General features: G+C 49.0%; 12 protein-coding genes. 3 read left to right on the top strand and 9 right to left on the bottom strand.

The window, feature by feature from the left end; translation table 11 throughout:
• Positions 1–13 precede the first annotated feature (13 nt).
• Both HRU79_00685 and HRU79_00680 read right to left on the bottom strand, forming a co-directional pair.
• Positions 14–1,456, bottom strand: coding sequence for an amidohydrolase (locus HRU79_00685; GenBank protein ID QOJ25233.1), 1,443 nt, complete (start codon positions 1,454–1,456; stop codon positions 14–16).
• Between the two features lie 3 nt (positions 1,457–1,459).
• Positions 1,460–1,807, bottom strand: a complete 348-nt coding sequence (locus HRU79_00680; protein QOJ25232.1) for a 4Fe-4S dicluster domain-containing protein — start codon at positions 1,805–1,807, stop codon at positions 1,460–1,462.
• 93 nt (positions 1,808–1,900) lie between these two features.
• On the opposite strand from HRU79_00680, the gene HRU79_00675 reads away from it, so the two are divergent.
• Together HRU79_00675 and HRU79_00670 are read left to right on the top strand one after the other, a co-directional pair.
• The gene (locus tag HRU79_00675) at positions 1,901–4,147 is read left to right on the top strand and encodes a TonB-dependent receptor (GenBank protein ID QOJ25231.1); all 2,247 of its coding nucleotides are present in this window, start codon (positions 1,901–1,903) and stop codon (positions 4,145–4,147) included.
• Positions 4,148–4,164: 17 nt separating this feature from the next.
• On the top strand, positions 4,165–5,034 hold the full coding sequence (locus HRU79_00670; GenBank protein QOJ25230.1) for a DUF4249 family protein: 870 nt from the start codon (positions 4,165–4,167) through the stop codon (positions 5,032–5,034).
• 22 nt (positions 5,035–5,056) lie between these two features.
• Here HRU79_00670 and rdgB read toward each other — a convergent pair whose 3' ends face one another.
• The 3 genes from rdgB to HRU79_00655 are packed head-to-tail and all read right to left on the bottom strand — an operon-like array spanning position 5,057 to position 8,120.
• A complete protein-coding gene (rdgB, locus tag HRU79_00665) occupies positions 5,057–6,283 on the bottom strand; it encodes an RdgB/HAM1 family non-canonical purine NTP pyrophosphatase (protein ID QOJ25229.1) in 1,227 nt (408 codons plus the stop codon).
• Positions 6,280–7,353, bottom strand: coding sequence for an alanine--glyoxylate aminotransferase family protein (locus HRU79_00660; GenBank protein ID QOJ25228.1), 1,074 nt, complete (start codon positions 7,351–7,353; stop codon positions 6,280–6,282). Before HRU79_00660 ends, rdgB begins: the two co-directional genes overlap by 4 nt.
• A complete protein-coding gene (locus tag HRU79_00655) occupies positions 7,350–8,120 on the bottom strand; it encodes an RNA methyltransferase (GenBank protein ID QOJ25227.1) in 771 nt (256 codons plus the stop codon). Before HRU79_00655 ends, HRU79_00660 begins: the two co-directional genes overlap by 4 nt.
• Before the next feature lie 12 nt (positions 8,121–8,132).
• Here HRU79_00655 and HRU79_00650 point away from each other — a divergent pair, with 12 nt between their 5' ends.
• The gene (locus HRU79_00650) at positions 8,133–9,437 is read left to right on the top strand and encodes a thymidine phosphorylase (protein ID QOJ25226.1); all 1,305 of its coding nucleotides are present in this window, start codon (positions 8,133–8,135) and stop codon (positions 9,435–9,437) included.
• Positions 9,438–9,443: 6 nt separating this feature from the next.
• Here HRU79_00650 and HRU79_00645 read toward each other — a convergent pair whose 3' ends face one another.
• The 4 genes from HRU79_00645 to HRU79_00630 form a co-directional block, all read right to left on the bottom strand.
• Complete coding sequence (locus tag HRU79_00645) at positions 9,444–9,965, bottom strand: TlpA family protein disulfide reductase (protein QOJ25225.1); 522 nt, start codon at positions 9,963–9,965, stop codon at positions 9,444–9,446.
• Between the two features lie 134 nt (positions 9,966–10,099).
• The gene (locus HRU79_00640) at positions 10,100–11,578 is read right to left on the bottom strand and encodes a leucyl aminopeptidase (protein ID QOJ25224.1); all 1,479 of its coding nucleotides are present in this window, start codon (positions 11,576–11,578) and stop codon (positions 10,100–10,102) included.
• Positions 11,579–11,626: 48 nt separating this feature from the next.
• Entirely contained in the window at positions 11,627–14,113 is a 2,487-nt protein-coding gene (locus tag HRU79_00635; GenBank protein ID QOJ25223.1) for a penicillin acylase family protein, read from the bottom strand.
• Positions 14,104–15,090: an NAD-dependent epimerase/dehydratase family protein gene (locus HRU79_00630; GenBank protein QOJ25222.1), complete on the bottom strand. Its 987-nt coding sequence runs from the start codon at positions 15,088–15,090 to the stop codon at positions 14,104–14,106. The genes HRU79_00635 and HRU79_00630 overlap by 10 nt, the downstream gene beginning before the upstream one ends.
• Positions 15,091–15,098: the final 8 nt, after the last annotated feature.

The following is a 15,098-nucleotide window of genomic DNA, read 5'->3' as shown; positions in this document are numbered from 1 at the left end:
ATGTTTAATCAATTCAGGGAAGATATCGAGGCTGGCCTGCCATAAATGTAGCTAAAACATGTACATTGTCAGCGTTGGATGTTGTTACAACCAGCGGCCTGTCAAGCACGGTAAAGTCAGCGTCCATCCCAACAGCCAGGGTACCGCGGCGATGATCAACGTGAGCAGCAGAATGTGCCCATACCCCGGCAGATCGCATCGCATCGTCGGCAGAAATACACTCATCGTTAGCAAGCCCAGCCGCATGAGTTCGTGTCATGCAGGCGTCGAGTGTTTGCAGCGCCGATACGGATTCAACCGGAGCATCTGTTCCAGTGATCACCTTGATGCCGTTGTCAAGGAACGACCGTAATCTGTATGCTGTTCGGAGTCTGTCAGTGCCGAGTTTATCAGTGGCCATGGCGGCATCTGAAACCGCGTGGACAGGCTGTACGCTTGCGATAACATTGAGGTCTGCAAACCGGCGAACATCATCAGGTGCCACGGTTTGTGCATGCTCGATGCGCAGAACCGTATCTGGTGTACCAGCAGTGTTCCGCACCTGCTCAAAAGCATTCAATACTTCACGCACGGCACGGTCGCCAATCGCATGAACAGCAACGCTCCACCAGCCATCGTCAATAGCCTGCATTGTTCGTTTATAAATATCGTTACTTGTCAGCAGTAGTGTTCCGCTGGTATCCGGACGGTCTGAATACGGTTGCAACAGTGCTGCCCCACGTGATCCCAGTGCACCGTCGGCAAACATCTTAACACCAAATGTTCGCTGGATCTCACCTCCGGCGGGCAGCAGACCATGGTGGTAAAATTCGAAGTGCTGTGCAGAAACGAAGGATTGAACACGGACGGCCAGCTTTCCCTGCTCGCCAAGCTCGCGAGTAATTCCGACAACGTCAGGTGCAACGTCCATATCATGAACTTCAGTTACCCCTGCAGCGGCAAACAGTTCACTACCCTTGATGAGCCACTGTTCAATCTCGGTTCGGTCCGGTCCGGGAATCACCCGGGTCACGTGTTCAACATCGGAATCAACCAGAAGTCCGGAAGCGTGAGAATAACCGCTATAGCGCAGGGCACAACTGTTTACCCAGGCGGCATGGCCATCCGCACGATAACAGATCACAGGCACATCAGGGAAGGCAGCATCCAGGTCAGTAGCGTCAGGCAGCCTTGGATTGTCCCAGTTGTTCTCATTCCAGCCCCTTGCCTGAATCCAGCCATGAACGGGCGTAGCCTGTTGGAGCATACGGATACAGTCGCTGACGTTTGTTGCGGAATGCAACGAAGGGATGCTGGCCGACTGTCCCACACCTAGCAGGTGGACGTGGCTATCTACAAAGCCGGGCACAACACATGCACCGGGAAAAGAAAATGTTTCCCGTTCAGTTCGAATAAGCACTTCCATCGGCGAGGGGAGTACCGCACGTATTTTTCCTCGCTCGACGTGGATTTCCATGGTTTAAACCCGTAGTCTTCCTGGGTCGATGGTATCCAGGTACTCCTTCTTTTTAAGGAGTTGCTCCTTGGTTTCAGGATTGTTTGGGTCGGGCAGACAACAGTCAACCGGACATACGGCGGCACATTGTGGTTCGTCGTAAAATCCCTCGCATTCAGTGCATTTGTCGGGAACGATGTAATACACTGACGTTGAGAAGAAGTCACCCGAGAAATTTCCGGGCGACGTACTATCGTTATATGTAACACCGGCAAGCTCCCATGGAGCTCCCGCTTCATATATGGCGGTGTTTGGGCATTCAGGCTCGCACGCACCGCAATTGATACAATCTGATGTAATGTAAATGGCCATATAGAACCTCAATGTTGAAACAATATTACGCAAAAAATGCAACTTCGTTATCCTCTGTGCGTCAAATGCCTGCATTCATCTATGTATATGTCTATGGCACGTTGCAAGCAGTCCGCTGTTTTGGTCATTGTTTTTCTTTCTGCGTTAGCCAGTTCGTTTGCAGGTGACGTTTCCGGGTTCATACACGACTCCACTTCGCAGGAAACCGTAATTGGTGCAGCTGTTTCAGTTAAGGGCACCGGGCGTGGAGCATATACCAACAAATCCGGTTTTTTTTCGGTCCGTAACATTCCTTCCGGCCAGCAGATTCTTGTGATTTCGTCCGTAGGCTACGAACAGCGGACGTTTGAAGTAACTGTTCCTGAAAACGGTAGCCTTCAAATCAACGTATACCTTGTACCAAGGTCCGTTACCACGGAACAGGTGACTGTTCAGGCTGACAGAGGAGAGGATGTCAGGCAAATTTCGATCTCCCGTGTTGATATTCCAATGCAGCAGCTTACACAAATCCGGGTTGGTGGTGAGTCAGATGTTTTTAGAGCATTACAAATGCTGCCGGGGATTCTTACATCGTCACAAATCTCCAGCGGTCTGTTTATTCGCGGTGGCTCGCCGGATCAGAACCTGATTCTTCTGGATGGGATGACGGTTTACAATCCCACTCACCTGTTTGGCTTTATCAGTGCGTTTAATACCGATGCAATTAAGGATGTGGAGCTTTTGAAGGGTGGGTTCCCGGCTGAATATGGCGGACGTATGTCGGCGGTGCTCAACGTTACACAAAAGGACGGGAACAGGAAGGATATTGAAGGCCTGGTTGGAGTGGGCCTTATTTCGTCACGCGCTTCTGTTCAGGGACCACTTGGCAGCGGGTCATGGTTTGTGGGCGGCCGGCGTACGTACATGGACTTGCTTCTGGGAATTATGCCAGAGGACCCTGAAAGCCCACTTCCCGATTTTAACTTTTATGATGTTAATGCAAAGGTGACGCAAGATTTGGGTGACCATACCAAACTATCACTGAGTGGCTTTTTAACGAGTGACGATTTAACAATGGAGCAGCCTGGTGTTTTCTTCAATGTTGGTATTGGTAATCGTGCATCCTCACTGAACCTGACGCATATCTTCAACTCAGCATTGTTTTTACAAACAACGGTTTCGGCCTCGCATTACCAGAATGGCTTTACAGGTAATATGTCGGGAATGAAGTTCGAGATAGGAAACAGTATCAGCGATTACATGCTTAAAACATCGCTGGAGTGGTTTGTCAGCAACAGTATAACGGTAAAAACCGGTTATGAAGGGACGTATTTTAACTTTCTCTATGAGCAGGTAACAGGTGCTGAAGGCGATGCAACCGGCGGGGAAGCGGCATTCAGACTTGATGCAACAGACAATATTCATGGCGTCTTTGCACAGTCAAACATTCAGTTAGGCAACGCCTCCGTTCAGATTGGACTTCGGGGAAACTACTGGTCGTATAGTACCCAGCTCACATTCGATCCCAGAATAGCTATCCGTTACGCGCTAAGCAATGACGTGGCGCTCAAAGCCGCATGGGGTATGTACCACCAATATCTGCGTCTGGCAACAATTCCGGATTTCTCGTTTTTCGATACCTGGCTTCCTACCGATAATACGGTGCCGCCCGGGCACAGCACGCATTACATTCTTGCTGCGGAAACAACGTTACCGGCAGATGTTATGCTGAATATTGATGTATACTATAAAACGCTGTCCAATATCAACGAGATTCGGGCAAACCAGGTAAAGGCACGGAATGTTGCCGACGTTTTCTATGTTGGGAACGGTCACTCCTACGGTGCTGAAATCTTCCTGCAGAAAAAGTACGGACGGTTTTCGGGCTGGGTTGGTTATGCTCTGGGATACGTTTATGCCCAGTTTGATAGTGTAAACAGAGGTGAAGAGTTCCGGCCGAAGTATGATCGGCGTCACGACCTGAAGGTTAATGCTCTTTTTCAGATTAACGATCAGTGGGAGGTCGGTGCCAGCTTCCTGTTTCAATCCGGCCAGTCGTACACTGGTGCTACATCGCAGATTGGAGTTAGTATGCCTGATTGGGAAGGCGGTGTTGTCATGGTAAACCCGTCACAAAAATGGGGCCTCCGCCTTCCAAACTCGCATCAGCTGAACCTGTCGGCCGGGTATTCAACAGAACTCGGTAGTCTACCGCTAAAAATATATCTCGATATTTATAATGTATATTCTCGCCGCGATATCTGGTTTCGGTTTTACAACACAACCAAATCAGTACCAACGGTCGAAGATGTACGGCTTCTGCCGATTATTCCGACACTGTCAGCCGAACTCCGTTTTTAACTACCAGTATTCCTACCATGATATTCCGACTACTTCCGATTACCGTATTGTTCTTAGTCATGCTGGCAGGCTGTGAGGATCCGGTCACCAGTGATTACGTTCCTGAACTGGTTGTTGAGGGCTTCATGATTGCAGGTGATAGAATGCTGCCGCTACGGATATACCGAAGCATGCCACTCAATGATACGTTTTCACTTCGTGCAGCTTCAATTCCGGATGCCTCGGTAACACTTCTTGAAAACGGTATTCCGGTTGACCTTCGCTTTATTGATGATTCGATAGGAATAGGGTATGTACCAACAGATACCTCGTTCCGTGTAAAGTACTCTGCAACGTATCAGCTAACGGTACGGGCACTTGGAAAAACAGCCACCGCTACTGCTGTTACTCAGGTGCCATTTCAGTGGATACGGAAGCCTGCTGACACTCTTCAGTATCCTGGAAGAGACAAGGAGTTGATTCCTGCTGACTCACTGTCGATCTCGTGGCAGGGACAACCCGGAACCGCACTCTACGTGATCGGCATGGAATGCTTAGATACAGCCGGTTATGGAAAGTACCTGGTCCCGCCAATCGCCGATACGAACAACAGGATTCGAGATAAGGAGTTTGATTCAGATTCACCAATAGCAAACGAGACCGTTCGGTATGGTCCGGTCCCGGTAGCAAATTCAGCTGTAATCTGGGCTGCTTTTAAGTGGTACGGTAAACACCGAATAAAGGTGTATTGCGGTGATCGCTGGTTCCAGAAATGGTTTCAGGCTGTTGGTTTTGGCAGGCGCAGTGAGTACGACTATCGGCTGAGTAACGTGGAAGGGGGCTTAGGCACGTTTTCAGGCGCATCGTATATCTCTGCGGAAATATTTTTAAAGAAAGAAGTCCGGTAATTCTTCAGCAATCGGACGTTCACTATGCCCTTGCACGCGATGTCAGGTCACGTAGAATACGTCTGGCAAGGTTAGCGCCTTCTTCATCAAAGCGTGCAATGATTTCAATAACACTATTGATTTGCTGTATTGTACAACCTGTTCTCAGAGCTCCGCGGAGGTGTGACTTTAACTGATTGGGATGGGTTAACACGGCAAGCTGCGCCACAATACACAGCTCACGGGTACTGACGTCTAATCCGGGTCTGCTTAAAACTTTCCCGTATCCTTCCACAATCATCCACTCTTTTAGTTCAGCCGACATAGCTTCGATATTGCTGAGCATAGGTTCAGCCACTTTGCCGTAAATGCGCTGTAACAAGTTCATCCCTCGCTCTTTATAGTTCGAAGCCGAAAGGCCCTCCTCCGATCCACCTGTTGGTACAGACCTCTCTGATGCCAGGATTTTCATTGCTTCGAGTGTTGCCGGGAAACCGCAGAACAGATACGATTGAAGGATGACCTCGTAGATCATTTCCTGCACGTGTACCTGATGCCGAACTGACTGTAGCAATATCTCCAGGTCCGTAAGCCGGGAAAGCGCAGTTAGGCAGGCAACTGTCGCCAAAACCTGAATGTCGTCAGGGGAAACTGGCTCAGGTGAGCAACCTGCTTCGGGACTGTTCGATCCGCCATCAAGAAGACTTTTTACTGCCAGACTACGATGACTTAGTGCAGATTTTTCATTCGACGTCATCTCTGCAAAGCGTTGAGTGTTCCCTGCGGGCGTAAACATCGGATCATACCCAAAGCCGGCGTTGCCAATTTCGTTAGTATGAACAGTTCCGTAGCAGATTCCTTCTCCAAACAAAAAGGAGAAGCCATCATAGTAACAGAGTACGCACCTGAACCGGGCATCTGTTTGGGTGAGGTTATGCTTCTCCAGTTCCACACGAAGTTTTTGTCTGTTGTCTGCATCGGTGGCATGTATCCCTGCATACCGTGCGCTAATCACCCCGGGTTGCATATTCAGAATATTTACCTCAAGACCGCTGTCATCAGCAATCGACGGTAGGCCAGTTAGCCGATAGGCTTCTTCTGCCTTGATATAAGCATTGGCCTCGAACGTATCACCAATTTCGTCGGGATGGAAGTCTGCGATAATATCAGTGACTGGAATTAACCGGACGTTGGGTCCATGATACCGTCTGAACAATGTTTCAAGCTCTGCAACCTTATGCGTATTTCCGGTAGCAACAACAATGGTCATACTCTGCTTTGATGTATAGTGTGATCTAGTGCACTGCAACATTCAGCCAAATCCTCTCTGGAAACTGCGCCACAGGTGCCGATACGAAGTACTGAACTCTGAAGCTCTTCATGTCCACCGGCCACAACAAAGCCATGTTCATGTGCCAGCCTGTGGATAATAGTTGGGGCATTGTTCACCTTAACAACAGTTACAGCGTGACTGGTGGCCTTACCAAAAATCTCAAAATGCCGTTGACGTAACTCCTGATGTAGAAACTCTGTTAGGTGTTCGTGGTGTGTCCAGGTTGACGGTAAACCACGCTTCAGGATCAGATCAACAGCAACCGAAAGTGCCCGAACCAGTGTTACCGGAGGTGTCCAGGAAAATCTTCCTTTTTGATATGCTTCCAGAACCCTAAAAAGGTTTAGCGATAACGAACTTGCCTGGCTTGATGCAGCCGCGGCGTCCCACGCGCGTTTGCTAAGAGCAACAGCAGCAAGGCCGGGTGGTGACAGTAATCCTTTTTGCGATCCAGCTACCACAACATCAGCCCCCAACGTGTCAAACTCAAATCGATGAATTCCGATACCTGTTACGGCATCAATACAGATCAAGGCGTCGGGCCACACTGAGCGGATTTGGGGTACAATCGCATCAAGGTCCAGTGTAACCCCGGTGGACGTTTCACTCTGCACCATCCATATTGCATCAGGTTTTGAAATGTTTTTGAATATCGTCTCAATCTGGTCAACCGTAAAGGTATCACCCCACGGAACCTCGTGCACGGTGATGGCTGAACAGCATCTTGATACGAGTGAGACTATACGCTGACCAAAATGCCCATGCGAGATTACAGCCACGTGTGCACCGGTCCCGTGGACCGTCTGAACAGCCGCCTCGATGCCAACGGTAGCAGACCCTCCAATGAGTAATACCGGCTGTGTTGTTCCAACAATCTGCTGAAGCCCCTTCCAGCACATCGAGGCAATCTCCAAAAACTCCTGTGAATGATGATGCAACGGTTGCAGCGCCATTGCCTCGGCAACGGCTTCAGGTAGTGGTACGGGGCCGGGCGTTAGTAACTTCATTGACGTTGTTCCCTGCATTCATAGCAAAGTATCGATGCTGCAACTGCTGCGTTAAGAGACTCAGTGAATGCGCCCCCGGGGATTGAAACCATGGTTCTACACATGGAAATCAGTTCGTTACTCATACCGCGAGCTTCAGAACCAATCACCAGGGCAATCTGTTGCAAGGTGGCCACGTGGCGGGGTTCGGTGCCGCCACGAGGAGTTGTACCCACAGCAACATACTCAGGGTGCTGTAGTAACCAATGGTGAAGGTTGCATTTTCTAAGTACATTCAGGCTGAACACCGCACCTGCAGAAGCACGTAGAACTTTTGAATTGTACACATCAGCACATCCATGACTAAGTGCAACAGAATCGAAACCAAACCATGCAGCGCTGCGGATTATCGTGCCAACATTGCCGGGGTCCGAAACATCATCCAGAAGCAACACCTTGCCCGCCACTGTTCTGGCAGGCAGAAACGATGCTTCGGCAATGATATCCTGGGGCGTTTGGACGGTTGACAAGAGCTCCAGCGACTTAGCGGAGCATTGAACAACGTGAACCCCCATATCACGGAAGCGCCGCGCAAGGCTCCATACTGACTCAGGTGCACCTGAATAAACAACTACCGTATGTGTTGCAGCTCCCGATGACAATAGTTCATCACACAGGTGCGGCCCCTCAGCCAGAAAACGCTTACGCTCATCACGGATGCTTGCTGAATGGAGCGCACGCAATTCATTTCGTAGTTTATGGGATAAAAACGGTAATTCAGTTATCATAAATGCAAAGCTATGAAGACAGTGAAGGAGCTACTGATACGAAAACGCACCGGGCAGGAGTGGACGTCGGAGCAGGTTAGTGAATTTGTTCGGGGCGTGGTTGATGGTACGGTTAGCCAGGCCCAGACAGCCGCCTTCCTTATGGCTTCCTGTATCAACGGCTTGTCACAGCGGGAAGTTGCCGCACTGACGATAAGCATGGCAGAAACCGGAGAACGGGTAAGCAGGGAAGCCTCATCCCGTCCCCGAATCGACAAACACAGTACCGGCGGTGTAGGTGATAAAGTTTCAATCCTGCTGGCTCCATTGGTAGCATGCTGCGGTGTTGATGTTCCGATGATTTCCGGGAGGGGGCTTGGGCATACCGGTGGTACTGTTGACAAGCTTGAAAGCGTCCCCGGAATGACGATGGCGCTGCCGATGGAAACACTCAATATGTTGCTAAATAAACATGGCTTATTCATGGCGGCTCAGACTTCGAATTTGGCTCCTGCCGATAGGATTATGTATGCTTTGCGAGATGTAACTGGAACAGTAGAGAGTACAGGGTTAATTACGGCATCAATTCTCTCAAAGAAAATTGCTGAGAATCTGGACGGTCTGGTGATGGACGTAAAGGTTGGATCGGCAGCCTTCATGACGTCAGTTGAACAGGCAAGGGAACTTGCACAAACCATCCGTGCCGTTGCCGCACTTGCGGGTTTACCGGTTCATATTGTTTTTTCGCGAATGGATAAGCCCCTTGGCACATCAATAGGGAACTGGGTTGAAGTTGCTGAGTCTGAAGCATTGCTTCAGTCGGTGTATAATCCGGCAGATGATTTAAGCAGGATTACGGTTGAATTGGCAGCTCACATGCTTGTGTTGGCAGGGAAGGCGCACAATATCACCGAAGGGCGGTGTGCAGCCGTCGAAATGTGGAATTCGCGAAAGCCACATGCCGAGCTCTTGCGCATGCTGGAGCGCCAGGGTGGTGACTTTGAAAAAGGGGTCAGACAATTTTCAGGCGTTCCTGCTCTGAATGTGTTCCCGCCGGCAGACGGGTACCTCACGATGATCCATGGTAGGACTGTGGCCGAAGGAATCGTTGAGGCTGGTGGCGGACGAAGGGTGGAGACAGACTCTGTTGACCCATGGGTTGGAATTGAGTTCCTGACCGAAACGGGAGAACTGATTCGGCGTAATTCACCTGTGGCCAAGGTCACCGGTTCTACAGCAGAACAACTGCAGATATTGCATGATCACGTTATCCGCTCAATAGAGATTGGCGATGTGATGGGTGTGCAGCAGGAGCCAATTATCGAATCATGGACTTAAATGAAATTACTTAATCGACACCATAGCTTGCTTAAACTGATCCTTTGACCGGGCTCCAACAATCTTTTGTACGATTGTTCCCTTGGTATCAATAATAAACGTTGTCGGAATGGCACTAATTCCTCCAAAGGCCTCGGCAAGTTCCTTTGAAGCATCAAATAGATTCAGGTACGTCATATTATTCTTTTCGACGTACGAGGTAACAGTGTTAAACCGTGAAGCTTCATCAACACTCACGCCAATGACTGCATAATTGGAGCCGAGTTCATTGCTAAGGCTGATCAGATCTGGAATTTCTTTTCGGCAGGGACCACACCACGTAGCCCAGATGTTGATAAGGGTTACCTTACCCTTTGTTGCCTGAGTGAATGACTTGGATTTACCATTTTCTACCCATGAGAAGTCCGGTACCTTTCCTTCGCCCTTCTTGGAAACTGAGGTGATTTTAAAAACCTGTGCAGTCTGAGCTGAAACAGTAACTGTACCTACAACAAATAACAAACTAAGCGATAAGACAAGTGTTTTCATTAGGGAGATTAAGAGAGTGAAGAAAATACCACCGGTAATACAGAGAGCGAAGACGGCAAGGCTATGTGTGTATTGCCTGAAACCGTAAAGTGTCGCCCGCTAAGGGGCGACACTTCGATTCCTCTCAGACATTGTTACCAGTTACTAATGGCCTCGGTCAGCAGGCGGACGCCCACGCCCGTACCACCCTTTGGGGTGTAGTGAAATGCTTTTGGATTAATGCCGGTTCCGGCAATATCAAGGTGAACCCATGGGTATGAGACAAAGGTTTTTAAGAACAGCGCTGCTGTTATTGACCCTGCGGCGCGACCGCCACTGTTTTTTACATCAGCGTAGTCGCTGCTTATCAGTTCTTCATACTCTTCATATAGAGGAAGTCTGCATACATATTCACCGGTTTTGTCGCCAGCATTTTGAAGCTTTTTCATTGTTGACTCATCGGTTCCCATCATACCTGTTGTGGTATTGCCAAGGGCAATGACAATCGCACCGGTAAGTGTGGCAAGATCGATAACGGCTTCCGGGTTAAACTTATCGGCATAGCATAAGGCATCAGCAAGAATAAGTCGTCCTTCTGCGTCGGTATTGTCGATTTCAGCCGTCTTCCCATTCATAAACCGTACAATGTCGCCGGGAACAAGAGCAGAGCCACTGGGCATATTTTCCGTTGATGGAATTAAACCAACAACATTTCGTTTTACACCTAACGCTGCAAGCGAGACCATGGTTCCGATAACAGAAGCGGCACCGTGCATGTCTGACTTCATATCTGACATCCCAGCGGCAGGCTTTATGCTTATGCCACCAGTATCGAAGGTTACGCCCTTTCCTACAAGGACGATTGGCTTTTGGGACTTGGGTCCCTTCATGTACTCCAGTGTTATGAAGGCAGGTGGGCGAACGCTTCCTTGATTCACTCCAAGGAGCCCACCCATTTTTAGCTGAGCAATTTTCTGCTTGTTAAATGTTGTTACTTTAAAACCATGTTTTTTCCCAAGAACGGTTGCTTCCTTTGCAAGTGTTTCCGGGTAAATTTCACAGTTCGGAGCGTTGGCTAAATTGCGTGCTACGGTTACACCATCATACAGAGCGTTGGCAACAGATGCACCTTTCTGTGCTTCTTTAAGTGCCGCCTGCGAACAAATAATGGTAAATTTCGTGACGAACTTATTGTTGTCACCCGTCTTGTACTTAATAAACCCGTACTGACTGAGCTGAGATCCTTCTCCAATTGCCTGGGCTGCAACTGATACCGGAAGTGAATCTGCAGACGGCAGGTCAAAGGCAATATGTTTACAATTGATCGATGCTGCTTTTTTTGTGGCAGCGGCTGCTGCGCGGCGAAGCTTCTCTTCGGAAAAATCGGATTTCTTTCCAAGACCGGTCAGAATAAACCGGGATGCAGAATTCTTTGTTGCGTTTGTGTAGCCAATGGCGGTCTGGTTTGCCTTCCCCGTAAAGTCTCCGGACTTAATGATAGCGGCAAGATCCGATATTTCAGACGACAGCTTTCGGGTTGCAGTTGAAAAAAGAGTTGAATCTTCAAAAAAGAAAACAACCACTGCATCGGCACTGGTTGCTTGGCGAGATCCGGCTTTGCATGAAATCGACATAAGAGGGATGTACCTTATTGGTTGGAAAAAAGTTCACAAAAATACAACTCATTTCGGGGTAAGTAGTTGGTACAGCCGAAAAGTAATGTCTGGGAATCGTTGGACCGGAATACGTACATAGCCACCTTTCAACCACATCTGAAGCTGATCTGTATAGTGTGCATCCATAGGTTGGCCGGATATTCCACCGGGAACTACGCTGTATTGAACACTGTCCTGCATATCGCTGATAACCCTGGCAGATACCGTTGCCTGCATCGAAAACGGACGATAGGGGTTCCATGACGCCATAGAAATTGTTGAGCTGCTACCGCCGAGTTCATAACTTTCCGTATTAAGCATCGGTCCCATGAGCTTATGATCGCCCAGTGGGTGATTTGCCTGAAATTTGTGAATCGTCCCCCAGGTCCATGCGTTTAAATCCCGTGTTCCTGTAACCTGTGCAAGTTTTTTTACAGATTCAGAAAATGACCGCACTACGATCCATGACAGATTTTCCCTCGTGGGAGTTCGAATGTCGTCAAACAGAGGATGTAAGGGATGGTTTAACACGTCAGCCAGGCAGCGGATTGAGACATTAGGGGTTTGTACCCACTGGCGATATAAGGATTCGCCAAGCTCATCCTGATATGTATTCCAGAGTAGCCTTTCAATAAAAGCCGCACTTACCGTAGCAGCCACGGAAACGGTTGTGTATTCACCGTCCCACGTTTCCAGTAATCGAATGGCTGCAGAGTCAGTTGCGTTGAAGCGCGACCTCACTCGGTGAAGGACCGGGAGGAGCTGTTGAATCAAACCCAATGCGTATGGCGACTGCACATCTTGCTGCAGTACCTGTGCATCACGAGCCGTCATTTCCCTGTACAGCAAAGCCTGGTCGTATATTCGTTTTCTGCGCACCGCAGATGCCTGGAGAAGCGATCTGATTCCCACGTCATTTCCACTCGTCGCACTCACCATGGTACCCCGATTGGGGATAGAGCTTGCTGGCATATCGGCCAAAGCCATCGGAGCCAACCAAGATTTTGACGTTTCTACCGAGGTTCCTGGCAGCAGCATGTCTGCTCCCGACCGGCTGGGCAGGTATCCAGCACCGAGAGTTGCTACCGTACCGTTTGCATGGCCTACGGTAACAGCCATGGCAGGTGCACCCCAATGCAAGCAAGCATTTTGAATTTGCTGCAGATGGGCCGCAGTATTTATTGAATACAATGCTGCGACTTCGTCTGATTGGTGCTGTCCGGTCCAGCGCATGGTAAGAAATGCCTGCCGGTTTTCTTGATTTCTGGCCGAGGTATGTTTTAAAGTTCGTACAGGTTTGTCTTTAATCGGGAATCCGGCTAAAACACAACCTCGAACCGTAAAACGCAGGTCAATCAGCGAGTCAGCTGCGTTTCTGATCCTGATGGTATCACGAACAAAAGTGAACTTCTGTCGTTGATTGCTAGGTCCACGATAGTAATTAGGATTAGTATCGTCAACAAATTCCACTACATAGTCCGCGTCATCAACTAACAATGGTGTGGTGCCCCATGACAGAGAATCGTTCCGACCACTGAAAACGAGGGGAAAGCCTGGTAAACTCAAACCCACGACGTTCATACCAGCCGACGTGATGTGAATCTGGTACCACGATGACGGTATGGCTGGTGCTGAGTGGAAATCATTCGCCAAGATTGCTCCACTAGGCCCTCGGCCAATGGTCCAGGCGTTGCCAGATGCAAATACCCCCGGAAGAGGGACATGGTTTCGGAGCTCAGTTAATGCATCAAGGACGCTAGAAACAGTTGACTGCGGTATCGTGGCAAGAACACTGTCAGACAATGATGGAGTGTACTGAAACCCCTCCTGGTGTTTGAGGCTGTCGCCTGTTGTTATTGCCGTACCGCTATTGGGGAGGTACATTGTCATTAACCGAATGCTTCGTTGCTGCGCAATCCGAGTATAAACCAGGTCGTTCCATAAAGCGGTGCTTTGCGACAATGCAAGCACTCGCTGGATTAAAAGGCAATCTTCAGGCTTCCAGGGATCGGGCTTGTATCCTAATGCGTCAAACTCGAATGCCAGGGCCTGAGAGTTGGTCTCCAAAAATTGGTTGATGCCATGAGAGTACGATTTAAGCAATTGCTTTGATGATGGCTGCAATGCATTGAAAATAGAACCACTTAGCTTCTGCAATTGAAAGCTGCGTAATAACGCGTCGATGGGTGCGTACTGTGCGCCAAACAGTTCTGCCAGCCTGCCCTGACCTATACGACGCCATACGTCCATTTGCCAGAGGCGGTCTTGTGCATGCACCCATGCCTGTCCAAACACTGCATCTGAGTCTGTTTGTGCAACTACGTGTGGAATGCCAAAAGAGTTGCGATAGATTTTGATACTGTCCTGAATATTGACAGCGTTTGAGGTATATTCTGATGGGTTGCTGCGTGTTGCCAGGCGCTGCGCGAAGTACGCGAAGAAAATCAGCACCGTACCAATCACAATTGTAAGAACAATGCCATGTTGTGCATACGTGCGCCAGCTTACAGCCATTGTTGTTTTCTATACCATGTTATGGTGTCAGTAATTCCGTCACTGAGTGATATCGCTGGTCGAAACCCAAGTTCTTTTCTTGCTTTGTCGCCAGACGAGGTCCAATACGTTTGAATAAGGTCAATACCTTTTTCATAGTTTAAAACGGGTGGCTTTTTACCAAGCTTTCCAATGCCTCCAACAATTCCGGCTATTGCCAGAACAATTACATGTGGGAGCCGAATTGTAACTAATTTCCTTCGTCCGGCCGCGGCACCGGCAACATTTGAAATTTGCTTCCATGAATACACTTCTGACGAGGTAATGAAGTACGTTTCTCCAACCGCATTCTGATGTATTGTGGCTTCAACAATTCCGGTTGCAAGATCCCGAACGTGAATAAGGCTAACAAGTTTGCCATTAAATCCAATCAGCGGAGCTACGCCCTTACTAACCATTTGGAAAAATGATAATGTTGCTTCATCGCGCGGCCCGTAAACCGCAGGTGGACGCACGATGGTGCACGGCAAGGAATCCATATAGGAATGAACAATCTGTTCAGCTTGCCATTTAGTTCGTCCGTATGCTGTGATTGGCTTTGGGGTGTCTGCTTCAGTAACAGGCTTATCTGCTGATAACGATGGACCAGTCACAGCCTGACTGCTGATATGAACATAGCGCTTCAGGTTAGGTTGGAACTCCTTGATTGCATTCAGCAGATTTTTAGTTGCCACAACATTGCCATTGTAAAAATCAGCTTCGTTTTTACCGGCGATCTGACCAGCAACGTGGATTACTACATCGATATCACGAAGTGCATTCTTCAGTGAGTCACGATCATATAGCGAACCCTCGCGTAACTCTACGTCCAGACCTTCAAGCCACCGGTGGTTACTGGTTGCTCTGGCAATGTATGCAACCGTGAAATTTCTCCGCAATAGCTCATCAACAACATGACTGCCAACAAAGCCGGTTGCTCCCGTTACTAGTACCGTCACCAAGACTC

The sequence above is a fragment of the Ignavibacteria bacterium genome (genome assembly GCA_015709655.1).
Lineage (GTDB): Bacteria > Bacteroidota > Ignavibacteria > Kapaibacteriales > Kapaibacteriaceae > OLB6.
Note: the sequence above shows the minus strand (reverse complement) of the source record. Positions and strands in the feature narration are given on the sequence as shown.

Bases quoted from the DNA above. Each gene is read 5' to 3' on its own strand.
- HRU79_00635 (QOJ25223.1), bottom strand. From the start codon at position 14,113: ATGGCTGTAAGCTGGCGCACGTATGCACAACATGGCATTGTTCTTACA.
- HRU79_00670 (QOJ25230.1), top strand. From the start codon at position 4,165: ATGATATTCCGACTACTTCCGATTACCGTATTGTTCTTAGTCATGCTG.
- HRU79_00660 (QOJ25228.1), bottom strand. From the start codon at position 7,353: ATGAAGTTACTAACGCCCGGCCCCGTACCACTACCTGAAGCCGTTGCC.
- HRU79_00685 (QOJ25233.1), bottom strand. From the start codon at position 1,456: ATGGAAATCCACGTCGAGCGAGGAAAAATACGTGCGGTACTCCCCTCG.
- HRU79_00680 (QOJ25232.1), bottom strand. From the start codon at position 1,807: ATGGCCATTTACATTACATCAGATTGTATCAATTGCGGTGCGTGCGAG.
- HRU79_00650 (QOJ25226.1), top strand. From the start codon at position 8,133: ATGAAGACAGTGAAGGAGCTACTGATACGAAAACGCACCGGGCAGGAG.
- rdgB (QOJ25229.1), bottom strand. From the start codon at position 6,283: ATGACCATTGTTGTTGCTACCGGAAATACGCATAAGGTTGCAGAGCTT.
- HRU79_00645 (QOJ25225.1), bottom strand. From the start codon at position 9,965: ATGAAAACACTTGTCTTATCGCTTAGTTTGTTATTTGTTGTAGGTACA.
- HRU79_00640 (QOJ25224.1), bottom strand. From the start codon at position 11,578: ATGTCGATTTCATGCAAAGCCGGATCTCGCCAAGCAACCAGTGCCGAT.
- HRU79_00655 (QOJ25227.1), bottom strand. From the start codon at position 8,120: ATGATAACTGAATTACCGTTTTTATCCCATAAACTACGAAATGAATTG.
- HRU79_00675 (QOJ25231.1), top strand. From the start codon at position 1,901: ATGGCACGTTGCAAGCAGTCCGCTGTTTTGGTCATTGTTTTTCTTTCT.